The sequence below is a fragment of the Streptomyces sp. NPDC058678 genome, from assembly GCF_042714835.1.
Taxonomy (GTDB): domain Bacteria; phylum Actinomycetota; class Actinomycetes; order Streptomycetales; family Streptomycetaceae; genus Streptomyces.
In genome coordinates this window covers 1-22,054 of sequence record NZ_JBHXSG010000065.1, presented here as the reverse complement: position 1 = coordinate 22,054, position 22,054 = coordinate 1, and the positions used below count along the sequence as shown (strand labels likewise).

Here is a 22,054-nt window from a genome sequence, read left to right as displayed (position 1 = left end):
GCCGCACCGTCTGCGGTGCCTCCGCCGTCGCGTGCCAGGGGGTGAGTGCCGTCGGGCTGGTCGTGGGCGCTCCCGGCAGCATCCCGCAAGCTGCGCGGCAGGCAGGGGAGGAGCTTGACCGCAGGGCCTGGACGGCGGGGCCCGGACCGCAGGGCCTGGACGGCAGCGCCCTAGAGGACCAGTGCCGCCGCGCACACCGCTAGCCCCACCGTCAGCAGTGCCCCCGCCGTCGCGTGCCGGGGGGAGAGTGCCGTCGGGCTGCTCGTGGCGGACAGGACGCGGATGCGGCGGTGCGCGACCAGCAGGAAGGCCAGCCAGAGGCCGCAGGACAGGGCGCCGAGGACGATTCCGGACGCCGAGGCCCCGCCGTGCAGCGTGGTCTTCAGGGCGAGCAGGGCGGCGGCGGTGCTGGACAGGGTCGTACGCCGCCAGGCCAGCCGGGTCCGCTCGGGCTGAAGCCCGGGGTCCCGGTCCGAGGCCGTCCGGACCGGCGCCGCGCTCACCCCTCCCACCCGACGAGCACCACGACGACCATCGCGACGGCCACCACCGCGACCGCGAGGCTCAGCAGCGCCGGGAACCGGGACACCGGCAGGTCCTCGCCCCGTCGCATGGCCCGCTCGCAGCGCACCCAGTGGTTGACCGCCCGCAGCGAGCACAGCACGCCCGCCACGAGCAGCGCGAGCGCGAGCCCGACCCGCCAGCCCCAGCGCAGGTCCGGCAGGAACTGGTCCACGGCGAAGCCGCCGCCGATCAGCGCGAGCGCGGTGCGCAGCCAGGCCAGGAAGGTGCGTTCGTTCGCCAGCGAGAAACGGTAGTCGGGGGTGCCGCCTTCCTGCCGGATCTCCTGGGGGGCGAACCACAGCCGGACGTTGCGTGCGAAACCGATCACGTGAAGGACCCTACCGGGGCACTGTCACGGGGTGCTGTCGGTGCCGCCCGCCGGCGTCCGGGGCATGAATGTCCCACGTCACCGGCCGGGTGCGCGCAGCCGGGTGGGGCATCGCCCCCGCCGGGCACCTGCTCGACCTGCCCGGGTTCCGACCGGCGTACTTCGGCCCGGTCCGGGACGGGTTCGCGAACGACCCCGAGGCGTTCGATGCGGACCTGGCGGACCTGGCGGACCTGGCGGACATGCACGCGGCGGGCGGCGAGGCGTTGGAGGGCTGACGGCAGAGGATGCTCCCGAGGCGGTCGAGCGGTTCCTCGACCACCCCTTCTGGGAGAGCCTCTGCCGGCCCGTCCCGGCAGCAGCCCCCGCTGAGCGGGGGGATGCACACCCCCGCCCGGTACGCCGGGCCCTCCTCGGAGAGGCCGCCGGCTCAGCCCGTCGACCGGTAGGCCCGCAGCCGCTCGTACGCGGCCAGCCCGTCCGGCACCCACTCCCACTCCGTCAGCCGGCGCGGCACCTCGTCCTCCGGCAGGAAGTCGTGCCAGGCCACCTCTTCGGCCTGCGGACGGACCGGAAGGTCGCAGCGGACCTCGTACACCGAGGACCACCACGTCTGGCCGGCGCCGTCGTCGTAGAGGAACTTGAAGAGGTACTCGGGGCGCGGGAGCCCGCTCACGCCCAGTTCCTCCTCGGCCTCGCGCAGGGCCGCGTCGTCGTAGGACTCGCCCGCGCCGACCACTCCGCCGACGAACATGTCGTACAGGGACGGGAAGACCAGCTTGGTGGACGTGCGGCGGTGTACGAAGATCCGGCCCTCGGCGTCCCGGGCCTGGATGAACACGCAGCGGTGGCGCAGACCCCTGGCGTACACCTCGCCGCGCGGGGACTGTCCGATGACCTTGTCGTTCTCGTCGACGATGTCGAGGATCTCGTCAGCAGCGCTCATGGCCCCATCCAAGCAGGGGCCGGGGCCGAGTCAGGCCCGAGCCTCAGTCGGCTGAAGGTCCCGCGCCCGCTCGGTCTGCGTGCACGGCATCGCCGGGTGCATGCCGAGGAGCACGATGCCGCCGACGATCGCCGCGAGACCCGCCGCCTCCCAGGCCAGCGCGCCCGTGTCGGTCCGCAGCCGGTCGCCGAGGAAGCCGACGCCGCAGATGATCCCGGCCAGCGGCTGGGCCGCGGTCAGGGCGGGCAGAGACCTCCGCAGGGGAGCGGTCTCGAAGGCGCTCTGCACCAGGATGAGACCGGTGACGCCGAGCGCCAGCACGGCGTACGGCTGCCAGCCGGTCAGCAGCTCCACGAGGCCGCCCTCGGAGAAGCGCTGGCCGCTCACCCGGGTCAGCGCGTCCTGGACGCCGTACAGCAGACCGGCGGCCAGCGCGAGCAGGACCGGGCCGGAGCTCAGCCGGGAGCGCTTGGCGTAGGTGGTGAGCAGCAGGGCGAGGCCGATCATCACGCCGATGATCAGCCAGTGGCGCAGGGGGTCGGGGACCGCGGTGCCGCCGCGCGGCTCGCCCGCCACGATGAACGCGGTCACCCCGCCCGCGAGCAGCAGGAGGCCCGCCCAGCCCTGGCGGCCCAGCGGCTGCTTGCTCTGCTTGCGGGACAGGGCGAGGGCGAACACCAGGTTCGTCGCGAGGAGCGGCTCCACCAGGGAGATCTCGCCCTGGCTCAGCGCGATCGCCCCGAGGACCATGCCCGCCACCATCAGACCGATGCCGCCGAGCCAGCGCGGCACCTTCATCAGGTCGAGCAGCAGCCGGGGCGACAGGAAGTCGCTCAGCGGGGCCTGCCGGGCGGCGTTCTGCTGGAGCACGAACCCGAAGCCCAGACAGCAGGCCGCGCTCACGGCGAGAACAAGAACCAGGACCGACACGCTGCGTACCTCGATCATCCGGCGGCGCCACGGGGGTGAGTGGGCGCCGACTGTAGCGTCCCGGGGCCCGCCATTGCCTGGGGGAGTGTCCGGGAACCGGGCGGTTGACTCGATCCCGCCGCCCCCACCCGGCCGGGGAGGGTGCGCGACCGTCCAGCCATGGTGCGTGCTCTCGCGCCTCCGCGCCATGGCGTGGGACACAGACATTTCCGGCAATTCGTGCTCGGCCTGTCCGGCCTGCCTCACAAGTCCCTTTCAGGCCAGGCAAGTTGACGCGTGTAACACCCGTAGGCCCCTTGACGAAAAGCGTTGGCTGGGGATTGGCTGTGCGTGATCAGCTGATGGCAAGCCGAAACGTCCAGACCAGAAGGCCGGCCGCCAAGTCGGCCGCACACCGACAGCGAGCCGCGCCGCGTGAGGAAGTCCCCGCGGTGTCCCCACCCCCGCCACCCCTCGGGCGCAGTCGTCACCGCGCCGCCGCCCAGGCGCTCGACGCCGCCCTCGACGACGCCGAACTCGTCGCCGCGCGTGCCGCTCTCAGACAGGGGCGGTGGCAGGCCGCTCGTGCGCTGCTCGCGTGGACGGGGGACGACTGGGACCGGCGGGGGCACCGGTTGACGGTGCTCGCCCTGGAGCCCTACAGCGCCGCGTGGGCCGGTGACTGGCTGCTCGCCGAGCCCGACTCCGTCGACGCGGCCGTCCTGCTCGCCCTGGCCCAGGTCCGGCGGGCCCTGCGGGGCAAGGAGAAACCGGACCGGGCCCGCGAGGCCTGCCGGTCCGCCGCCGCGCACGCGCCGGCCGACCCGACCCCCTGGCTGGGCCTGCTCATGCTGGAGAAGAGCCTCGGCACCGGCGAGGAGGTCGTCCGGCTCTTCGGCGAGATCCGGGCCCGGTACGCCGACCACCACCACGCCCACCACCTGATGGTCGCCCGCCTGGCCGAGAGCCGCTCCGGCACCGGCCCGGACCCCCTGCACGGGGTGTACGACTTCGCCCACTGGGCCGCCGAGCGGGCCCCCGCCGACTCACCGCTCGCGATCCTCCCGGTCGTCGCGCACGCCGAGCGCTACCGCGTGCTGGCCGCCGACGGGCACGAGCCCTCCGACCCGGCCGCCTCCGGGCACTGGAGCGGACGCCGGGCCCGGCAGGTGATGAAGGCCGCCTTCGACTGGTGGCTGGAGTGGGAGCACGAGGGGCACCCCCGCCGACTGGTCGACCTCAACTTCCTCGCCCACGCCAAGGTCTGCGAGGGCAGGGGTGCCGAGGCCGCCGCCCTCTTCCACCGCATCGGCGAGCACGTGACCCCGGCGCCGTGGTCGTACCCGGACCGCGACCCCCACCCCGCCTTCCGTGCCGCGCGCGCCGCCGCGCTCGGCACGGCGTAACGCCCCATTCACCGGAAAAGGACGGTCTCCCCGTGACAACGGACAGGACGACGGACAGTTCGAGCACCAGCAGAACTGCCCCGGGCGGCATCAGCACGTTCAAGGGCCAGGAGCGTGCCCTGCGCTCCGACCGCCTCGGCACCGGTGGCCTGCTGCTCTCCGTTCTCGCCGCGACCGCCCCCCTCATGGTCGTCGCGGGTGTCATGCCCACCACATTCGCGGTGATGGGCATCGTCGGGCAGCCCCTCCTCTTCGTCGCCCTCGGCGTCGTCCTGGCCCTCTTCGGCATCGGCTACGCGGAGATGAGCCGGCACGTCCACAACGCGGGCGCCTTCTACGCGTACATCTCCCGCGGCCTCGGCGGCACCGCCGGCGCGAGCGCCGCCCTGGTCGCCCTCGTCGCCTACAGCGCGCTCCAGGTCGGCATCTATGGCATCTTCGGCTTCGAGGTCTCCGGTCTGTTCGCCACCTACGCCGACCTCGAGATCGCCTGGTGGATTCCGGCGCTGGCGGCCGCACTGGTCGTCGGCGCGCTGGGCCGGCTGAAGATCGACGTCAACGCGCGCGTGCTCGGCGTCCTGCTGGTCGTCGAGGTCGCCCTGGTCGTGATCTTCGACATCGCGGCCGTCACGGACCCGGGCCCCCAGGGTCTGTCGCTGCACGCCTTCAACCCGGACACGCTCACCGGCGCCGGCCTCGGCACCGCCCTGTGCTTCTGCATCGCCGCCTTCCTCGGCTTCGAGCAGGCACCCGTGTACGCCGAGGAGACCAGCCGCCCGCACGTCCTGGTGCCGCGCGTGATGTTCCTGGCGGTCGGCGGGGTCGCCGTCTTCTTCGCGCTCAGCAGCTGGGCCCTCACCGTCGCCACCGGCCCCTCGGCGATCGTCGGCCAGGCACAGCAGCAGAGTGCCGGACTGCTCTTCTCCCTCACCGAGTCCCGGCTCGGCGGCACCTTCACGGACGTCCTGCACATCCTGTTCGTGACCGGCATGTTCGCGGCCCTGCTCAGCTTCCACAACGTCGTCGCCCGGTACGCCTTCGCCATGGGCCGCGAGGGTCTGCTGCCCGCCGCCTTCGGCCGCACCACCGGCACGAGCGGCGCCCCCGGCACCGGCTCCCTGCTCCAGACGGCCGTTTCCGTGCTGGTCGTGGCCGCCTTCGCGGTCGCCGACGACAAGCCGTCCGGTGACCCCACCGCACCCGTCCTGCACCTGTTCACGTGGTGCGGCAACATCGGCGCGCTCGGCGTGATCGTGCTGATGGCGGCGGCTTCCCTCTCGGTCATCGTGTTCTTCGCCCGCCGCGGCGCCGCGGGCGCCCAGGCCTGGCGCCTGGCCACTTCGGCCGTCGCGGGAATCGCCCTCCTGGTGATCGCGGGCTACACGGTCAAGGACTTCGACGTCCTGGTCGGCGCCGGCCCCGGCTCGGCCCTGAGCTGGGTCCTGCCCGGGATCATCGGCCTCGCCCTGGTGACGGGCCTGGCCCAGGGCCTCCTCCTGCGCTCCCGGGCACCCGAGGCGCACGCCCGCATCGGGCTCGGCAACGAGGCGTTCCAACTGGAGAAAGCGGCCGGGAAGACGTCGTGACCACCCGGGATCCACGTAAGAAGTGATTACGGAACCCTGACGAGCACCCGCGACCCCTGGCCGCCCCCGGGTCGGGGGTGCTCGAATGAACCCGTGAACTCCGAACAGCCCGAAGAACCGGACGAAGCGGGCACGGGCCGGCCCGAGGCACGGGGCACCCCCGTCGGCCGCCGGGTCTTCCTCGGCACCCTCGGTCTGGGCGCGCTGGGCGTCGTCGCCGCGCCCACACTGCAACGCGGCCTGGAGGCCTTCCTCGGCACCGCCGCCGACAAGGACCCCACCGGCCTGACCGGTCTGCTCCCCAACGGCGGCGGCTTCCGCTACTACTCGGTCACCTCCTCGGTGCCCCGCAAGAACGCCGAGAACTACCGCCTCACCGTCGACGGCCTCGTCGACCGGCCGCAGACCTACACCCTGGCCGACCTGCGCGCGCTGCCGCAGACCCGCATGGTCAAGGACGTCCAGTGCGTCACCGGCTGGCGGGTCCCCGACACCCCCTTCGAGGGGGTACGCCTGTCCCGGCTCCTGGACGCCGCGGGAGTGCGCCCCTCGGCCGGGGCGGTGCGTTTCACCTGCTTCGACGGCACCTACACCGAGAGCCTTACGCTCGACCAGGCCCGCCGCGCGGACGTCCTGGTCGCCCTGCGCATGCAGGACAAGGACCTCGGCCACTCCCACGGCGGCCCGGTCCGCCTCTACGTGGCTCCCATGTACTTCTACAAGTCCGCCAAGTGGCTCTCCGGCATCACCGTCACCGAGGACGTGCGGCCGGGCTACTGGGAGGACCGGGGCTACGACGTCGACGCCTGGGTGGGCCGTTCGAACGGGCGGGACGATGACCCTACGAGCTGACACCCCGGTGACCACAAGGGTCCGCCGCTTCACCCGCGCCGAACGGTGGGTGCACCGCACCACGGCCCTCCTGATGGGCGTGTGCGTGGTGACGGCGGCCTGTCTCTACGTCCCCCAGCTCGCCGAACTCGTCGGCCGCCGCGAGCTGGTCGTCCGCGTCCACGAGTGGGCGGGCCTCGCCCTGCCCGTGCCGGTCCTGGCCGGTCTCGCCTCCCGTGCGTTCCGCGCGGACCTGCGCTTCCTGAACCGTTTCGGCCCGCACGACAGGGTCTGGCTGCGCGCCGCGCTTCGACGCGACCGACGACGGGCGGTCCGCCCGGCGGGCAAGTTCAACGCGGGCCAGAAGGTGTACGCGGCCTGGATCGCCGGAGCCACCCTCGTCATGCTCGGCACCGGCCTGCTGATGTGGTTCACCCACCTCACCCCGCTGATGTGGCGCACCAGCGCGACCTTCGTCCACGACTGGCTGGCCCTGACCATCGGCATCGTCCTGGCGGGGCACATCGGGATGGCTCTGGGCGACCCGGAGGCGCGGCGGGGGATGCGCACCGGCTCGGTGAGCCGGGAGTGGGCGGAGCGCGAACATCGGTTGTGGCGGCCCTGAGCGCCGACCGGAAGCGGGCTTCACCGGTCGGCGCCCTGGGCCGACGTCCACACGCAGGGTCCACACGGAGGGTCCTCAGGCAGTGCCCTCAGGTGCCGAAGTCCAGCAGCACCTTGCACGACCGGCCCCGGTCCGCGGCCAGCGCGAACGCGGTCTCGGCCTCCGTCACCGGCACCACCGAGCTGACCAGGGCGTCGAACGCGGGCTCGGCGGCGAGCAGGTCCAGCGCCTCGTCGAACTCGCCGTCGAAGCGGAACGCGCCCCGCAGTTCGATCTCCCGGCTCACCACCAGGTTCCCCGCGAACGGACTCGGCCCCGGCGGCAGCATCCCGAGCTGCACGACGACCCCACCGCGCCGCACCCGCCCCAGGCACGCGTTCAGCCCGGCCGCCACCCCGGAGGCCTCCACGGCGACGTCGACCTCCGGCGGCCAGCCGGGATCGGACGGGGCGTCGGCCCGTACGACGGTGTCGGCGCCCGCGGCCCGGGCGTACCGCAGCGCCGCCGGAAGCAGGTCCGTCGCCGTCACGTGCGCGGCGCCCGCGGCCTTCGCCGCCGCGACCACGAGGCACCCGATGGGACCGGCCCCGGTGACCAGGACGTGCCGGCCGCGCACGTCCCCGGCCCGCCGCACCGCGTGCAGCGCCACCGACAGCGGCTCGGCGAGCGCCGCGCGGCGCAGGCCCAGCCCGGCCGGCAGCGGCCGCAACTGCTCGGCGGGGACGACCACCTGGGCCGCGAAGCCGCCCTGGACGTGCGGGAAGCGGGCCGCGCTGCCGAGGTAGCGGGTGTCCCGGCAGACGTTCCGCCGCCCGTCCGCGCACTCCGGACACACCCCGCAGGGACCGGCCGGGTGCACGGCAACGGCTGTACCCGCGACCGGACCTGACACGCCGTCGCCGTACGACAGGACCGTCCCGACCACCTCGTGGCCCAGCAGCATCGGCTCCCGCAGCCGGAAGTCACCGACTCCGCCGTGCCGCCAGTAGTGGAGGTCGGAGCCGCAGATCCCGCCGTAGCGGACGGCGACCAGCGCCTGCCCCGGACCCGGCGCCGGCGCCTTCAGCTCGTCGACCCGCAGGTCGTCCTGACCGTGGATCACACAACCCAGCATCACAGTCTCCCCGCCGGTCACAGCACGCTCGTCATGCCGCCGTCGACATACAGCACCTGCCCGCCGACGAAGTCCGCGGCGGGCGAGGCCAGGAACAGCACCCCGCCGACCAGGTCCTCCGTACGGCCCCAGCGCCCGGCCGGGGTGCGTCGCCGCACCCACGCGCTGAACTCCTCGTCCTCGACGAGGGGCCTGGTCAGCTCGGTCTCGATGTAGCCGGGGCCGAGCCCGTTGACCTGGACGCCGTAGGGCCCCCAGTCCGCGCACATGCCCTTGGTGAGCATCTTCAGCGCGCCCTTGGTGGCGGCGTAGGGCGCGATGCCGGGCCGGGCCACCTCGCTCTGCAGCGAGCAGATGTTGATGATCTTGCCGTGGCCGCGTTCCGTCATCCGGCGGGCGGCCTCCCTGCCGACCAGGAAGGCGCTGGTCAGGTTGGTGTCCAGGATCCGGTGCCAGTCCGAGTCGGTGAACTCCAGGAGCGGGGCGCGCAGTTGCATGCCCGCGTTGTTGACGAGGATGTCGAGCGGACCGACCCGTTCCTCGACGTCCGCCATGCCGTCCCGCACCGACGAGCCGTCGGTGACGTCGAACAGGGCCGTGTGGACGTCACCGGGCAGTTCCGCGGCGGCCTTGGCGAGCCGGTCGCCGTCCCGCCCGTTGAGGACGACCCGGCAGCCCGCCTCCGCGAGCCCGCGGGCCAGGGCGAGTCCGATGCCCCGGCTGGAGCCGGTGACCAGGGCGGTCCGGCCGCTGATGTCGAACAGGGGGTGACTCATCGCCGTACTCCTAGATGATCAGCGAGAGGAGCAGGACAACGCCGCCCGCGACCACGGAGATGATCGTCTCCATGACCGACCAGGTCTTGAGCGTCTGACCGACGGTCAGACCGAAGTACTCCTTCACCAGCCAGAACCCGGCGTCGTTGACATGGCTGAAGAACAGCGAGCCGGCGCCGATGGCCAGGACGAGCAGGGCTGTGTGGGTCGTCGACATGTCGGCCGCGAGCGGGGCGACGAGGCCGGCCGCCGAGATCGTGGCCACCGTCGCCGAACCGGTCGCCAGCCGGATCGCCACCGCGATCAGCCAGGCCAGCAGCAGGGCCGGGATCGACCAGTCCTTGGAGATGTCCAGGATCATCTGGCCGACGCCGCAGTCGATCAGCGTCTGCTTGAAGCCACCGCCCGCGCCGACGATCAGCAGGATGCCGGCGATGGGCGCGAGGCCCTTCTCGACGAGCTGGGAGACCCGCTCCTTGGCGAACCCGGCGGGTCGCAGCAGCGTGAAGATGCCCACCAGCACGGCGGCGAGCAGGGCGATCAGCGGGGAGCCGATGACGTCGAAGGCGCGCTGCACGGCGTGCGTCGGGTCGTCGATGACGATGTCGACCAGGGCCTTGGAGAGCATCAGGACGACCGGCAGGAGGATCGTGGCGAGGGTGGCGCCGAAGCCGGGAGTCCGCTCCAGCTCCTCGGAGGCGCGCTGCGGGACCATGCGGTCCGGGGCGGGGACGTCCACCCAGCGGGCCGCGTACCGGGAGAACAGCGGACCGGCGATGATCACGGTCGGTATGGCGACCAGGACGCCGAGCGCCAGCGTGACGCCGAGGTTGGCCTGGACCGCGTCGATCGCGACGAGCGGACCGGGGTGCGGCGGGACCAGGCCGTGCATCACGGACAGACCGGCGAGCGCCGGGATGCCGATCCGCATCAGCGAGTAGTTGCCCCGCTTGGCGACCATCAGCACGACCGGGATCAGCAGCACCACGCCGACCTCGAAGAACAGCGGCAGACCGATCACCGAGGCGATCAGCACCATCGCCCAGGGCATCGTGCGGCCGTTCGCCTTCGCGAGGATCGTGTCGACGATCTGGTCGGCGCCGCCCGAGTCGGCGAGCATCTTGCCGAGGATCGCGCCCAGCGCGATCAGCACGCCCACACCGGCGACCGTGGAGCCGAGTCCGGTGGTGAAGCTGGTGATGGTCTTGTCGAGCGGCGCCCCGGCGAACGCGCCGAGCGCCAGTGACCCGATGGTCAGCGACAGGAAGGCGTGGAGCTTGAACTTGGTGATGAGCAGGACGATGACGGCGATGCCCGCCAGTACGGCGAAGCCCAGCTGAGCGTGGCCGGCCGAGGTGATCGGCTCGGGTGCGTCCGCTGCCAGCATCTCGACACTGAGTCTGGTCACGGGGGGAGTTCCCTTGCAGGTACGGGGACGGGGGAGGGGTGTTACCGGGGTGCGTCGGGGAGAGGCGTCGTCGGAAGCGCGTCCAGCGCCTCGGCGGCTCGCTCGGTGATCTCCTCCGGGCTGCCGGAGACGTCCACGGCGACTCCCGCCTCGTCCGCCTGGAGCGGCTGGAGCGTGGCGAACTGGGAGTCCAAGAGCGCGGTCGGCATGAAGTGACCCTGACGGTGCGTCATTCGGTCCTCGATCAGGGCCCGGTCGCCCGCGAGGTGCACGAACACGACGTCGGGAGCGGCGGCCCTGAGCCGGTCGCGGTAGGACCGCTTCAGCGCCGAACAGCTGACCACTCCGCCGAGCCCGGCCCGCCCGTGCGCCCAGTCGCCGATGGCGTCGAGCCACGGCCACCTGTCCGCGTCCTCGAGCGGAGTGCCGGCCGACATCTTGTCGATGTTGGCCTGCGGGTGGAAATCGTCACCCTCGGCGTACGGAACGCCGAGCCGGGCCGCGAGCAGGGGACCGATCGTGGTCTTGCCCGTGCCGGCGACGCCCATCACCACGACGACGTGAGGGGTACGCATCACTGCCTCGCTGTCTTCCTCGACATCCGACGCCGACATCTGACGTCGGCCACACTGAAACCCATTAGGTACGACGAATTCAAGAGTCTGTGACAAATAAGTCTGACTTTTTGATCCTGTGACGTGCCCCGTACGCTGAGTGCATGAGCACATCGGGCCGCGGGTTGCACGGCCGTGTACTGGAGACACTCGGCCCCGCGATCACCGCGGGCGAGTACCCGCCGGGCAGTGTCCTGCGCACCGACGAGCTGGCACAGAGCTTCGACGTCTCACGTTCCGTCATGCGCGAGGCGGTGCGGGTCCTGGAGTCCATGCACCTCGTCGAGTCCCGCCGCCGCGTGGGCGTGACGGTCCGTCCCACGAAAGAGTGGAACGTCTACGACCCCCAGGTCATCCGCTGGCGCCTGGCCGGCGCCGACCGCCCCCGCCAGCTGCGCTCCCTCACGGTGCTGCGCTCCGCGATCGAACCGATCGCCGCGGGCCTCGCGGCCAAGTACGCCACGGCCGACCAGTGCGCCGAACTCACCGAGTGCGCCCTGGGGATGGTGGCCCACTCACGAGGTCACCAGCTCGAGGGTTACCTGATCCACGACATCGCCTTCCACCGCGTCATCCTCAACGCCTCCGGCAACGAGATGTTCGCCCGCCTCGGTGACGTCGTCGCCGAGGTCCTGGCCGGCCGCACCCACCACGAGGTCATGTTCGAGGACCCCGACCCGGCCGCCGTCACCCTGCACGTCCAGGTCGCCGAAGCGGTCAGAGCGGGCGACGCGACCCGCGCGGAAGCCCTGACCCGGGAGATCACGGTCGGCGCGCTGCAGGAACTGGACATACTGGCGCCGTAGCCCGCCGGTCCCTCACCGGTCGTCGTCGAGGAACTCCCCGTCCACGTAGACCCAGGCCCCGTCGACCCGCTCGAACCGGCTCCGCTCATGCAGCGACCCGCCCCGGAACGAGGCGCGGAAGGTCACGGTCCCGGTGGTGTGGAACGCCGACCCGTCGCTCGTGCCGAGGATCTCCAGCCCCGTCCACCGCATCCCCGGATCGAACTCGACCCGCGCGGGTCGCGTCCGCGGATGCCAGGTCCGCAGCAGATACCCCTCGTCCCGCTTCACGAAGGCGCTGTAGCGCGACCGCATGAGCGCCTCTGCGGTGGGAGCGGCGGCACCGGAGTGCCGGCGACCGCAGCACTGGTCGTACGCCTGAGGCAGCCCGCAGGGGCAGGAACGCGTGGTCATGGCGGCCATTGTGCTAGACGGCCGCCCGTGTCTCGGGCATGGGCAACGGCGGCAGCGCCACCCCGTACACCCACGCCTCGAACAGCTCGTCCAGCGGCTCGGCCGCGAAGCGGGCCACGTGCGCCGTGAACGTCGTCGTGCTCACCGAACCGCCCCGGTGCAGCGAGGCCCAACCCCGCAGCATCCGGAAGAAGTCGGGGTCGCCCATCGCGCACCGCACCGCGTGCAGGGTGAGGCCGCCGCGTTCGTAGAGACGGTCGTCGAACATGGACTTGCGGCCGGGGTCCGCCAGCCGGAGGTCCTGGGGGAGGGAGGACAGCAAACGGTGGGCCGTCGCCGCGAGTTGATGGGCCGTACGGCCGCCCGAGCGCTCCGACCACAACCACTCGGCGTACTTGGCGAACCCCTCGTTCAGCCAGATGTGCCGCCAGTCGGCGATGGACACGCTGTTGCCGAACCACTGGTGGGCCAGCTCGTGCGCGACCAGCCGCTCCGAACCCCGCGCCCCGTCCACGTGGTTGGCGCCGAACAGCGACAACCCCTGTGCCTCGACGGGGACATCGAGTTCCTCCTCGGTCACCACGACCGCGTACTCGTCGAAGGGGTACGGCCCGAACAGCTCCTGGAACAGGTCCATCATCCGGGGCTGCCGCGCGAAGTCCCGGGAGAACTCCGGCAGGAGATGCGCCGGGATGTGCCCGTGCTGCGGTACGCCGACCAGCCCCGGATCGCCCAGCAGCACCGTCTGGTACTTGCCGATCGACAACCCGACCAGATAGCTGGACGTCGGCGCGGACTGCTCGTACACCCAGGTGGTCGTCGAGGCCTTCGTCGTGCGGGTCAGCAGACGCCCGCCCGCCACCACCGCGTACGCGGACGGCGTGGTGACCGAGATCTGGTACGACGCCTTGTCGGCGGGCCGGTCGTTGCACGGGTACCAGGACGGCGCCCCGACCGGCTGGCTCGCCACCAGCGCCCCGTCCTCCAGCTCCTCCCAGCCGAGCCCGCCCCAGGGGCTGGCGACCGGCTTGGGGTTGCCCGACCAGTGCACCTCCACCGTGAAGGCGGCCCCGGCCCGGATCGGCTTCGCGGGGCGGACACGCAGTCGCCCGCCCCGGTGCGTGTAGTGCGGCTGACGGCCGTCCACCCGCACTCGGCCGATCTTGAAGTCGGCGAGATTCAACACGAACTCCGCGAGCGGCGACCGTCCCGCTATGGCGTTGATCCGGGCCGTCCCGGACAGCCGGTTGGGGCCGGGGCGGTAGTCCAGCGCGAGCTCGTAGCGGTGCACCCGGTATCGGGGATCGCCGTTGGCCGGAAAGTACGGGTCCGGACCCACTGCCTGCTGAACGGTCACTGCTGAGTCTGCTCCCTGCGCTGTGCTCGAACGTCGTGCCGGTGTACCGTCCTTCGGCCCTGACCCGAACGAGCCGCGCAGCGTCCTCAGGAACGCCATGACTCGATCGGATTGCCCAGCCAGCGGGTGTCGTCGGGAACGGACTCCGACGCCATCACCAGCGACGCCGGACCCAGAGTCGTACGGGCCCCGACCGTGCTGCCGGGCAGGACGATTCCGCCAGGACCCAGCGTCGCGCCCTCACGGAGGACCACAGTATCCGTCCGCAAGATCCGGTCGTGGAAGAGGTGCGTCTGGAGCACGCAGCCCCGGTTGACCGTCGCCGCGTCCTCCAGCGTCACCAGGTCCGTCTCGGGCAGCCAGTAGCTCTCCACCCACACACCCCGCCCGATCCGCGCCCCGAGCCCGCGCAGCCACGCCGTCATCACGGGCGTACCCGGCACCGAACCGGCCAGCCACGGCACGGCCACGACCTCGACGAACGTGTCCGCCAGCTCGTTGCGCCACACGAACCCGCTCCACAGCGGGTGCTCCCCGCTGCGGTGCCGCCCCACGAGCGTCCACTTCGCCACGACGGACAGCAGCCCCGCCGCGATCCCGGCCCCGAGCAGCACGAGCCCCGACAGCAGGGGCGCCCACGCACCCAGGGTGCTCAGCGCGCTCAGCGCCGCGACCGTCAGCACGGCGATCCCCGCCGAGCAGAAGACCGGCACGATCCGGCACAGCTCCACCAGCCCGCGCGCCCACAGCAGCCGCGCCGGCGGCTCGTACGTGCGGCTCTGGTCACCGGCGGCCGCCGCACGCGGCAGCTTCACCGGCGGCAGCCCCAGATACGAGCTGCCCTTCTTCGCCTTCTTGGGCGTCGCCGACAGCACACCCACCAGACCGCCGTCCGGCACCGACCGCCCCGGCGCGGTCATCCCCGAGTTCCCGAGGAAGGCCCGCCGCCCGATCTCCGCCCGCCCGATCCGCATCCAGCCGCCACCGAGCTCGTACGGCGCGGTCAGCGTGTCGTCGGCCAGGAACGCGCCCTCGCCGACCGTCGTCAGGCTCGGCAGCGCGAGCACGGTCGACACCTCGGCACCCCGCCCGATCCGCATCCCGAGCAGCCGCAGCCACACCGGCGTCACCAGCCCGGCGTACAGCGGGAACAGCGTCTCGCGCGAGCGGTCCATCAGCTGCGTGACCGTCCAGGCCTGCCAGCCGATCCGGCTGTGGGTGGGGTGCGTACCCTCGCGCAGACCCAGGCTGAGCAGTCGTACGGCGATCAGGAGCAGCAGCGCGTACGCCAGCCCGAAGGCGAGCGTCGCCGGGACGAGGGCGAGGGCCGCGCCCTCGAGGGCCTCGCCGAGCCCGGCGCCGGGGGCGACGAAGCCGTGGCCCACGAGGAGCGCCACCGCGCCCGCCAGTACCGGCAGCATCGTCAGCCCGAAGCCCGCCACGCCGTACATCACTCGCCAGTACGTGCCCCGCACCGGCCGTTCCTTCGGCCAGTTCCGCTTCGCCTTGCCGAGCTTGACCGCGGGCGCGCCCGCCCAGCGCTGGCCGGTCGGGATCTGACCGGTGACGGCCGAGCCCGGCGCCACCTCGGCTCGCTTGCCGACCCGGGCGCCCGGGAAGAGCATGCTGCGCGTGCCGACGACGGCGTGCCCACCGACCCGGACCGGGCCGATCTCCAGCCGGTCGCCGTCCAGCCACCAGCCGGACAGGTCCACCTCGGACTCCACGGCCGCGCCCCGCCCCAGCTTGAGCATGCCGGTGACCGGCGGCAGCGAGTGCAGGTCCACGTCGGGACCGATCTTGGCGCCCAGCGCCCGCGCGTACCGCTCCAGCCACGACCCGGTCAGCGAGGTCGCCCCGCTGAACTCGGCCAGCCGCTCGGCGGCCCAGAGCCGAAGATGCACGCCGCCACCGCGCGCGTACCGCCCCGGCTGCACACCCCTCAGCAGCAACCGCGCCCCGCCCGCCGCGAGCGCCAGCCGCCCCGGCGGGCTGAAGAAGAGCAGCGCCCCGGCCCCGACGAGCCACCAAGGGGCGCTCGGCAGCCAGGAGTAGGCGGGCAGCAGATTCCCGAGGGCGGCGAGCGCCACGCTCCAGCGCAGCCCGAGCAGCGTGAACAGGGGGAGGAGCACCAGGAGCTGGACCACCTGGGCGCGAACCGGGACCGGAGCGACGGTCCGCTCGGCACCGTCGTCCTGCGCCGACTTCTCCAGATGCCGCGCCAACTTCCGCAGCACGGGCTGCTGGTAGATGTCGAGGACGGCGGCGCTCGGGTAGCGGGTACGCAGCCGCGTGGTCAGCTGGGCGGCGGCGAGGCTGCTGCCGCCGATCGCGAAGAAGTCGTCCCGCGCACTCGACACGGGGATGCCCAGCACCTCGCTCCACTGCTCGGCGAGCCAGGCCTCGGTGCCGTACAGCTGCTCGGCCGGACCACCGGTCGTCAACCCCTCCAGCGGCCAGGGCAGGGCCTTGCGGTCGACCTTGCCGCTGGTCCGGGTCTGCAGGTCCGCCACCGGGGCGAGCAGCGGGACGAGCGCGGCGGGCAGCTCGGCGCGCAGCTTCTCCACGGCCGCCGCGTGGTCCCAGCCGTCCTGGGTGACGACATAGCCGACGAGGAGCTGGTTGCCGCTGCGGGCGGTGCGTACCGCGGCAGCGGCCCCCGCCACCCCGGGCAGCGCCTGCAGGGCCGCGTCCACCTCACCGAGCTCGATGCGCCGACCGCCGAGCTTGATCTGCTCGTCGGCCCGCCCGAGGAAGACCAGCCCCTCGGGCTCCGCCGTGACGAGGTCCCCGCTCCGGTACGCCCGCTCCCACCCCAGCGACTCCAGTGGCGCGTACTTCTCCGCGTCCTTCTCGGCGTCGAGGTACCGCGCGAGCCCGACCCCGCCGATCACCAGCTGCCCCGTGCCACCCATCGGCACCGGCTCGCCGGCCTCGTCCACGACGGCCAGCTCCCAGCCGTCCAGCGGCAGCCCGATCCGGATCGGCTCCTCGCCGCTCATCAGCGACGCACAGGCCACGACGGTCGCCTCGGTGGGCCCGTACGTGTTCCAGACCTCGCGCCCCTCCGTCACCAGCCGCTGCACCAGCTCCGGCGGGCAGGCCTCACCGCCGAAGATCAGCAGCCGGACGTCGTTCAGGTTCTCGGGCTCCCACAGCGAGGCCAGCGTCGGCACGGTCGACACGACGGTGATCTCCTGCTCGACCAGCCAGGGCCCGAGATCGGCACCGCTCCTGACCTGAGCACGCGGCACCGGCACCAGGCACGCCCCGTACCGCCACGCCAGCCACATCTCCTCGCAGGACGCGTCGAACGCGACCGACAGCCCCGCCATGACCCGGTCCCCGGGCCCGATCGGATCCTCCGCGAGGAACAACGCCGCCTCGGCGTCCACGAACGCGGCGGCACTGCGATGGCTGACGGCGACACCCTTGGGCTTCCCGGTGGACCCGGAGGTGAAGATGATCCAGGCGTCGTGCTCGGTGCCGGGCCGGGCGGCGGGAACGTCGCTCTCGGAGAACACGGTGAGCTCGTGCCCGGCCCCGACGACGGCCCGCACCTCCGCCTCCCCGAACACCAAATCGGCCCGCTCGTCCGGGTCCTCGGCGTCCACGGGCACATAGGCGGCCCCGGCGGCCAGTACGGCGAGAATCGCGACGTACAGCTCATTGGTGCCGGACGGCACCCGGACCCCGACCCGGTCACCGAGTCCGACCCCGGCGCCGGCCATCGCACGCCGCAGGATCTCCACCTCGGCTGCCAGCTGCCGGTAGGTGAGCCGCGTCGTCCCGTCGTCCAGGGCGAGTTCGTCCGGATACGACCGTACGGACGCGTCGAAGACGTCGACGAGTGTGCGCGGCGAGGCCGCCGGCCCACCGGAGAAACGTGCCGTGTCGCCGAACCGTTCGCGGATCTCGTCGTCCAGACCGAGAGCGCTGCTCTCGTGTATGGCTGCCATCGGGCCCTCGCGTCTCGTTCCCGGAAATCTCCGGGGCGCTGGCGGGTCCGCAGGTCTGCCTGGGGTTGTCCGGATCCAGCTCCGTTCCGTAACAAGCCGGAAATTTTAGTACGAAGGTAGGCGCGGCCCCTTCCGTCGGCCACTCCGGAACGGCCTTTCGGGGGTCGCCCGGGCGGGGCCGAGGGCGCTGACCTGGTGATCTTCAGGCCGAGGAGAGATGGCCCACACAACGAGCGAGGGCCGCGATCCAGTGATCGCGACCCTCGCTCATCGTGTGTCCGAGGGGGGACTTGAACCCCCACGCCCGATAAAGGGCACTAGCACCTCAAGCTAGCGCGTCTGCCATTCCGCCACCCGGACAAGGTGTCTGTCGTGCGGGGTTTCCCTCGCGGCGACGGAGGAAACATTACCAGGCTTTTCGAGTGCCCCTGGGGCACCCCCGTCACCCCTCGACGCACCCCCGGCCGGGCGTGAACGACGTGTGACGAGCCGGGACCGGTCTTGGGGTGGGAGCCCTGGGAGAGGGAGGATGACGGGGACCACCAGCAGCGAAGGCGTGGGAGGAAGCAGCGTGAGCGAGTCGGACACGGCCAGGAGCGTCACCGGCGAGGACGAGGTCGTGGACCTCTGCCGCGAGCTGATCCAGATCGACACCAGCAACTACGGGGACAACTCGGGCCCGGGGGAGCGCAAGGCGGCCGAGTACGTCGCCGAGAAGCTCGCCGAGGTGGGACTCGAACCGCAGATCTTCGAGTCGCACCCGGGCCGCGCGTCCACCGTGGCCCGCATCGAGGGCGCGGACCCGTCCCGGCCCGCGCTGCTCATCCACGGCCACACCGACGTCGTACCGGCCAACGCGACCGACTGGACCCACCACCCCTTCTCCGGCGAGGTCGCGGACGGGTGCGTGTGGGGCCGCGGGGCCGTCGACATGAAGGACATGGACGCGATGACCCTCGCGGTCGTACGGGACCGGCTGCGCAGCGGGCGCAAGCCGCCCCGGGACATCGTCCTCGCCTTCCTCGCGGACGAGGAGGCGGGCGGCACGTACGGTGCCAAGCACCTCGTCAAGAACCACCCCGATCTCTTCGAGGGTGTCACCGAGGCGATCAGCGAGGTGGGCGGGTTCTCGTTCACGGTGAGCGAGGAGCGGCGGCTCTACCTGATCCAGACGGCCGAGAAGGGCATGCACTGGATGAAGCTGACCGTGGCCGGCACGGCGGGCCACGGGTCGATGATCCACCGCGACAACGCCATCACCGAACTGTCGGAGGCGGTCGCGAGGATCGGGCGGCACAAGTTCCCGGTGCGGGTCACCAAGACGACCCGGGCCTTCCTCGACGAACTCGGCGACGCGCTCGGCGTCGAGCTCGACGCGGAGGACATGGAGTCGACGCTCGCCCGGCTCGGCGGCATCGCCAAGCTGATCGGCGCGACCCTCAGCAACACGGCCAACCCCACGCAGCTCGGTGCCGGCTACAAGGTCAACGTCATTCCAGGGGAGGCCACCGCGCACGTCGACGGACGGTTCCTGCCGGGCCACGAGGAGGAGTTCCTCGCCGACCTCGACCGGATCCTCGGGCCGAAGGTGCGGCGCGAGGACGTGCACGCGGACAAGGCCGTCGAGACCACCTTCGACGGGGCGCTGGTGGCGGCGATGCAGTCCGCGCTGGTCGCCGAGGACCCGGCCGCGAAGGCGATCCCCTACATGCTCTCCGGCGGGACCGACGCCAAGTCGTTCGACGACCTCGGCATCCGGGGCTTCGGCTTCGCCCCGCTCAAGCTGCCGCCGGAGCTGGACTTCGCCGGGATGTTCCACGGCGTCGACGAGCGGGTGCCGGTGGACGGGCTGCAGTTCGGCGTGCGCGTGCTCGACCGGTTCATCGATGCGTCCTGAATTGCCTCACTGAAACGAAACTTCAGTATTCGCTCGAGTGTACGGAAATCAACCGGGAAGAGTGAATGCGACGATAAGCTCGTAGCTCCATTACTCCCTCCTCGTTAATGCTGACGTGATCCGCTGATTGGGATCGCATTGCCAACAAGGAGAGAATAATGATCAAGAAGATCGTCGCCGCTGCCGTTGCCACTGGTGGTCTGGTTCTCGCGGGCGCGGGCATGGCCGTCGCCGACTCGGGCGCCCAGGGTGCGGCCGTGCACTCCCCGGGTGTCCTTTCCGGCAACGTCGTCCAGGTTCCCGTTCACGTCCCCGTGAACGCTTGCGGCAACACGGTCTCCGTGATCGGGCTGCTGAACCCCGCCTTCGGCAACACCTGCATCAACAAGTGACGTTGTGCCTCGCCCCGTGAGGGGCTGAGCCCGTCGGCCCCGGAGCGCGCGCCATGCGCTCCGGGGCCGACCGGCCTTTTCGGAACGAATCTATTCGAACGGCGAGAACTCGCGCGGCGGTACTCGAATGCCGGAAGCGGACTTCGAGAACTTGATCACCGCGAACTCGACCGTCGAAAAATGCGAACTTCGGAATTCGGGACAAGGTCGAAGGCAGGGATTCAGCAATGCGACAGGTCACCCGCAAAGGCCTGATGACCGTGGCCGCCGCCACCGGCGTGATCGCCGCTGCCGGTGGTGCGGCGCACGCGGACTCGGGCGCGAGCGGATCGAGCGCGAACTCGCCCGGCGTGCTGTCGGGCAACTCGGTGCAGGCGCCGGTGCACGCGCCGGTGAACGTCTGCGGCAACACGGTCAACGTCGTCGGGCTGCTCAACCCGGCGATGGGCAACAAGTGCGTCAACACCGGCGTCGAGAGCGGTGGCGGCAGCGGCTCGTCCGGTGGGTACGGCGACTCCGGCGGGCACGGTGGTCACGCCGGCTCCGGGGGCTCGGAGGCGGGCGGGCACACCGGCGGTTCGCCGGGTGTCGGCTCCGGCAACCACGTCGAGGTGCCGATCGACGCGCCGGTGAACGTCTGCGGCAACAGCGTCGACGTCATCGGGATCGGCAACTCCACCACGGCCAACGACTGTGCGAACGGAGGCGGTTCCGGCGGGACCGTGCCTCCGGGGAACGGTCAGGAGACGCCGCCCGGTGGCGAGCAGCCGGGCAACCCCGGCAACCCGGTGGAGCCCGGTCACCCGGGTGCCCCGAACACGCCGCCCAGCTCGGGCGACGAGACGCCGGGCGGCTCCTCGCACGCCAACCAGCCCGGAGCGCAGTCCGTCACCCAGCCGCGAGCCGCCGCACAGCTCGCGCACACCGGCAGTGACCTGCCGATGGGCCTCGCGCTCCCCGCGGGTGCGGGGGCTCTGCTGGCGGGCGCACTGCTCTACCGCAAGGCGCGCGCCTCGGCATAAACCGGGGCAGGGGGATTCAAGGCATCACGAAATTCCCCGGCGGTGCGTACAACGGAGCGGGCCCGGTCTCGGTGGGCCCGCTCCGTTTCCGTCGCCTCAGATCACCAGGTGGCGCGAACCTGGCGGATGATCCGCCGGCGGAGCCGCACCCTGCGGCTGCCGTCGCGCAGCAGGCTCAGGCGGTCCAACTCCCAGTGTCCGTACTCGGCATGGTCCGTCAGCAGACGTGTGGCGTCTTTGCGGGAGACCCCGCGCGGTACGTACACGTCGACAAATTCGTATTCCGGCATCGCATCTATTGTGCGGTCTGGGGTCCGGTACGGATAGCGTCTGCACTATGTCTGATGCTGCGCAGCCCACCGCTGCCGAGGTACGCGCCGCCGCCGAGGCGGTCAAGACCGCGCTCGACCGCCACCTGGCCGCGGTCGAACGCCGGTCGGGTGAGGACGACCCGGCTGTCTACGAGGCGTTCAACGAGCTGGCCGCGGCCGCCGAGGCGTACGACGAGCTGCTCTACGACCGTTATGACGAGGTCACACCCTTCGAGATCCCCGGCGCGGACGACTCGCTGCCGCCCTACATCGGCCCCGAGGAGCCGAACGCCCTCAGCGTGCTGATCCGCCGCGACTACACCGTGGTGGAGCCCCAGCGGCTGCTGGCGCAGGCCCAGCGGGTCGAGGCGGCGGACTTCGACGAGAGCGGGGAAGCCTCCGCCACGGTGCACGGGGCGCTCGGCATCCTGTTCGGCGAGTTCGAGGCGGACGAGATCGCCTCCCGGCACAAGGATTTCGGCCTCGAGGAGGGCGACTCCACGCTCTGGGTGACGGCGGCGGACGAGACCGCCCTGCCCGGCGAGTGGCTGGAGGCACCGTTCGAGCAGGTCGACCCGCAGCGGGTGGTGTGCCGCTTCGACGTCAGCGCGGTCTTCGACGATGACGCGGATGACATCGACGATGACGACGACGATGACGACGGGGACGTCGAAGACGTCGCGGGAATCGACGGAGCGACCGAGGACGAGGATCTGGAGCGGCTGGACGCTGATCGCTGATCGCCGAGCGAACCCGAGCCGCGACACCGTCCGCGACCACGGCGGCGGCCGCGGAGGCCCTGCTGGACCT

23 protein-coding genes and 1 tRNA gene are annotated in these 22,054 nt (G+C 71.9%); 11 read left to right on the top strand and 13 right to left on the bottom strand.

Features of this window, described 5'->3' with window-relative positions:
* Window positions 1-203 (top strand): hypothetical protein (locus ACFWWR_RS39070; RefSeq protein ID WP_384308442.1); only part of this gene is annotated, 203 nt, incomplete at its 5' end.
* Here ACFWWR_RS39070 and ACFWWR_RS39065 read toward each other — a convergent pair.
* Together ACFWWR_RS39065 and ACFWWR_RS39060 are read right to left on the bottom strand one after the other, a co-directional pair.
* A complete protein-coding gene (locus ACFWWR_RS39065) occupies window positions 171-512 on the bottom strand; it encodes a DUF202 domain-containing protein (RefSeq protein ID WP_383876531.1) in 342 nt (113 codons plus the stop codon). The genes ACFWWR_RS39070 and ACFWWR_RS39065 overlap by 33 nt on opposite strands.
* Window positions 500-892 (bottom strand): YidH family protein, encoded by a 393-nt coding sequence (locus ACFWWR_RS39060; protein ID WP_383876533.1) that lies wholly within the window; start codon window positions 890-892, stop codon window positions 500-502. Before ACFWWR_RS39060 ends, ACFWWR_RS39065 begins: the two co-directional genes overlap by 13 nt.
* 68 nt (window positions 893-960) lie before the next feature.
* On the opposite strand from ACFWWR_RS39060, the gene ACFWWR_RS39055 reads away from it, so the two are divergent.
* Window positions 961-1,170 carry a hypothetical protein gene (locus tag ACFWWR_RS39055; protein ID WP_384308439.1) on the top strand — a complete coding sequence of 70 codons (210 nt, stop codon included), beginning with the start codon at window positions 961-963 and terminating at the stop codon, window positions 1,168-1,170.
* A gap of 152 nt (window positions 1,171-1,322) precedes the next feature.
* Here the strand turns inward: ACFWWR_RS39055 and ACFWWR_RS39050 are convergent, their stop codons facing one another.
* Window positions 1,323-1,838: an NUDIX hydrolase gene (locus ACFWWR_RS39050; protein ID WP_384308437.1), complete on the bottom strand. Its 516-nt coding sequence runs from the start codon at window positions 1,836-1,838 to the stop codon at window positions 1,323-1,325.
* Window positions 1,839-1,868: 30 nt separating this feature from the next.
* Window positions 1,869-2,786, bottom strand: coding sequence for a DMT family transporter (locus ACFWWR_RS39045; RefSeq protein WP_384308434.1), 918 nt, complete (start codon window positions 2,784-2,786; stop codon window positions 1,869-1,871).
* 413 nt (window positions 2,787-3,199) lie between these two features.
* Here ACFWWR_RS39045 and ACFWWR_RS39040 point away from each other — a divergent pair, with 413 nt between their 5' ends.
* The 4 genes from ACFWWR_RS39040 (at window position 3,200) to ACFWWR_RS39025 (ending at window position 7,195) form a co-directional block, all read left to right on the top strand.
* Window positions 3,200-4,153, top strand: a complete 954-nt coding sequence (locus tag ACFWWR_RS39040) for a hypothetical protein (RefSeq protein WP_383876544.1) — start codon at window positions 3,200-3,202, stop codon at window positions 4,151-4,153.
* A gap of 32 nt (window positions 4,154-4,185) precedes the next feature.
* Window positions 4,186-5,739 (top strand): APC family permease, encoded by a 1,554-nt coding sequence (locus ACFWWR_RS39035; protein WP_383876545.1) that lies wholly within the window; start codon window positions 4,186-4,188, stop codon window positions 5,737-5,739.
* A gap of 93 nt (window positions 5,740-5,832) precedes the next feature.
* A complete protein-coding gene (locus ACFWWR_RS39030) occupies window positions 5,833-6,591 on the top strand; it encodes a molybdopterin-dependent oxidoreductase (RefSeq protein ID WP_383876548.1) in 759 nt (252 codons plus the stop codon).
* Window positions 6,575-7,195 (top strand): cytochrome b/b6 domain-containing protein, encoded by a 621-nt coding sequence (locus ACFWWR_RS39025; RefSeq protein WP_383876550.1) that lies wholly within the window; start codon window positions 6,575-6,577, stop codon window positions 7,193-7,195. Before ACFWWR_RS39030 ends, ACFWWR_RS39025 begins: the two co-directional genes overlap by 17 nt.
* An 88-nt stretch (window positions 7,196-7,283) precedes the next feature.
* Here the strand turns inward: ACFWWR_RS39025 and ACFWWR_RS39020 are convergent, their stop codons facing one another.
* Genes ACFWWR_RS39020 through ACFWWR_RS39005 form a run of 4 tightly spaced genes read right to left on the bottom strand, consistent with a single transcriptional unit; the run spans window position 7,284 to window position 11,068 of the window.
* Window positions 7,284-8,309, bottom strand: a complete 1,026-nt coding sequence (locus ACFWWR_RS39020; protein ID WP_384308431.1) for an L-idonate 5-dehydrogenase — start codon at window positions 8,307-8,309, stop codon at window positions 7,284-7,286.
* 17 nt (window positions 8,310-8,326) lie between these two features.
* Window positions 8,327-9,085 carry an SDR family oxidoreductase gene (locus ACFWWR_RS39015; RefSeq protein ID WP_383876554.1) on the bottom strand — a complete coding sequence of 253 codons (759 nt, stop codon included), beginning with the start codon at window positions 9,083-9,085 and terminating at the stop codon, window positions 8,327-8,329.
* Between the two features lie 10 nt (window positions 9,086-9,095).
* Window positions 9,096-10,493, bottom strand: coding sequence for a GntP family permease (locus ACFWWR_RS39010; protein WP_383876555.1), 1,398 nt, complete (start codon window positions 10,491-10,493; stop codon window positions 9,096-9,098).
* Between the two features lie 41 nt (window positions 10,494-10,534).
* On the bottom strand, window positions 10,535-11,068 hold the full coding sequence (locus tag ACFWWR_RS39005) for a gluconokinase (protein WP_383876558.1): 534 nt from the start codon (window positions 11,066-11,068) through the stop codon (window positions 10,535-10,537).
* Between the two features lie 143 nt (window positions 11,069-11,211).
* On the opposite strand from ACFWWR_RS39005, the gene ACFWWR_RS39000 reads away from it, so the two are divergent.
* A complete protein-coding gene (locus tag ACFWWR_RS39000; RefSeq protein WP_383876560.1) occupies window positions 11,212-11,913 on the top strand; it encodes a FadR/GntR family transcriptional regulator in 702 nt (233 codons plus the stop codon).
* A 12-nt stretch (window positions 11,914-11,925) separates the two neighbouring features.
* On the opposite strand, the gene ACFWWR_RS38995 is transcribed toward ACFWWR_RS39000, so the two are convergent.
* The 4 genes from ACFWWR_RS38995 to ACFWWR_RS38980 all read right to left on the bottom strand — a co-directional run bounded on the left by ACFWWR_RS38995 (window position 11,926) and on the right by ACFWWR_RS38980 (window position 17,982).
* Window positions 11,926-12,315, bottom strand: a complete 390-nt coding sequence (locus ACFWWR_RS38995; protein ID WP_384308428.1) for a YchJ family protein — start codon at window positions 12,313-12,315, stop codon at window positions 11,926-11,928.
* A 4-nt stretch (window positions 12,316-12,319) separates the two neighbouring features.
* Window positions 12,320-13,663: a M1 family metallopeptidase gene (locus ACFWWR_RS38990; protein ID WP_383876566.1), complete on the bottom strand. Its 1,344-nt coding sequence runs from the start codon at window positions 13,661-13,663 to the stop codon at window positions 12,320-12,322.
* Window positions 13,664-13,749: 86 nt separating this feature from the next.
* Window positions 13,750-17,622: a Pls/PosA family non-ribosomal peptide synthetase gene (locus tag ACFWWR_RS38985; protein WP_384308425.1), complete on the bottom strand. Its 3,873-nt coding sequence runs from the start codon at window positions 17,620-17,622 to the stop codon at window positions 13,750-13,752.
* Between the two features lie 275 nt (window positions 17,623-17,897).
* Window positions 17,898-17,982 (bottom strand) — tRNA-Leu (locus ACFWWR_RS38980).
* Window positions 17,983-18,193: 211 nt separating this feature from the next.
* Between ACFWWR_RS38980 and ACFWWR_RS38975 the strand changes: the two genes are divergently transcribed.
* The 3 genes from ACFWWR_RS38975 (at window position 18,194) to ACFWWR_RS38965 (ending at window position 20,933) form a co-directional block, all read left to right on the top strand.
* Entirely contained in the window at window positions 18,194-19,519 is a 1,326-nt protein-coding gene (locus ACFWWR_RS38975) for a M20/M25/M40 family metallo-hydrolase (protein ID WP_383876571.1), read from the top strand.
* Between the two features lie 158 nt (window positions 19,520-19,677).
* Window positions 19,678-19,911, top strand: coding sequence for a chaplin ChpH (gene chpH, locus ACFWWR_RS38970; protein ID WP_383876574.1), 234 nt, complete (start codon window positions 19,678-19,680; stop codon window positions 19,909-19,911).
* 227 nt (window positions 19,912-20,138) lie between these two features.
* On the top strand, window positions 20,139-20,933 hold the full coding sequence (locus ACFWWR_RS38965) for a chaplin family protein (RefSeq protein ID WP_383876576.1): 795 nt from the start codon (window positions 20,139-20,141) through the stop codon (window positions 20,931-20,933).
* 101 nt (window positions 20,934-21,034) lie between these two features.
* On the opposite strand, the gene ACFWWR_RS38960 is transcribed toward ACFWWR_RS38965, so the two are convergent.
* The gene (locus tag ACFWWR_RS38960) at window positions 21,035-21,223 is read right to left on the bottom strand and encodes a DUF5703 family protein (RefSeq protein ID WP_005485166.1); all 189 of its coding nucleotides are present in this window, start codon (window positions 21,221-21,223) and stop codon (window positions 21,035-21,037) included.
* 47 nt (window positions 21,224-21,270) lie between these two features.
* On the opposite strand from ACFWWR_RS38960, the gene ACFWWR_RS38955 reads away from it, so the two are divergent.
* Window positions 21,271-21,984: a hypothetical protein gene (locus ACFWWR_RS38955; protein ID WP_384308422.1), complete on the top strand. Its 714-nt coding sequence runs from the start codon at window positions 21,271-21,273 to the stop codon at window positions 21,982-21,984.
* The last annotated feature ends 70 nt before the right edge of the window (window positions 21,985-22,054 follow it).

What these genes read in the sequence shown, in the direction of transcription:
- ACFWWR_RS39055 (WP_384308439.1), top strand. Translation starts at nt 961, where the DNA reads ATGTCCCACGTCACCGGCCGGGTGCGCGCAGCCGGGTGGGGCATCGCC.
- ACFWWR_RS39050 (WP_384308437.1), bottom strand. Translation starts at nt 1,838, where the DNA reads ATGAGCGCTGCTGACGAGATCCTCGACATCGTCGACGAGAACGACAAG.
- ACFWWR_RS39045 (WP_384308434.1), bottom strand. Translation starts at nt 2,786, where the DNA reads ATGATCGAGGTACGCAGCGTGTCGGTCCTGGTTCTTGTTCTCGCCGTG.
- ACFWWR_RS39025 (WP_383876550.1), top strand. Translation starts at nt 6,575, where the DNA reads ATGACCCTACGAGCTGACACCCCGGTGACCACAAGGGTCCGCCGCTTC.
- ACFWWR_RS39020 (WP_384308431.1), bottom strand. Translation starts at nt 8,309, where the DNA reads ATGCTGGGTTGTGTGATCCACGGTCAGGACGACCTGCGGGTCGACGAG.
- ACFWWR_RS39015 (WP_383876554.1), bottom strand. Translation starts at nt 9,085, where the DNA reads ATGAGTCACCCCCTGTTCGACATCAGCGGCCGGACCGCCCTGGTCACC.
- ACFWWR_RS39005 (WP_383876558.1), bottom strand. Translation starts at nt 11,068, where the DNA reads ATGCGTACCCCTCACGTCGTCGTGGTGATGGGCGTCGCCGGCACGGGC.
- ACFWWR_RS39000 (WP_383876560.1), top strand. Translation starts at nt 11,212, where the DNA reads ATGAGCACATCGGGCCGCGGGTTGCACGGCCGTGTACTGGAGACACTC.
- ACFWWR_RS38995 (WP_384308428.1), bottom strand. Translation starts at nt 12,315, where the DNA reads ATGGCCGCCATGACCACGCGTTCCTGCCCCTGCGGGCTGCCTCAGGCG.
- ACFWWR_RS38985 (WP_384308425.1), bottom strand. Translation starts at nt 17,622, where the DNA reads ATGGCAGCCATACACGAGAGCAGCGCTCTCGGTCTGGACGACGAGATC.
- chpH (WP_383876574.1), top strand. Translation starts at nt 19,678, where the DNA reads ATGATCAAGAAGATCGTCGCCGCTGCCGTTGCCACTGGTGGTCTGGTT.
- ACFWWR_RS38965 (WP_383876576.1), top strand. Translation starts at nt 20,139, where the DNA reads ATGCGACAGGTCACCCGCAAAGGCCTGATGACCGTGGCCGCCGCCACC.
- ACFWWR_RS38960 (WP_005485166.1), bottom strand. Translation starts at nt 21,223, where the DNA reads ATGCCGGAATACGAATTTGTCGACGTGTACGTACCGCGCGGGGTCTCC.
- ACFWWR_RS38955 (WP_384308422.1), top strand. Translation starts at nt 21,271, where the DNA reads ATGTCTGATGCTGCGCAGCCCACCGCTGCCGAGGTACGCGCCGCCGCC.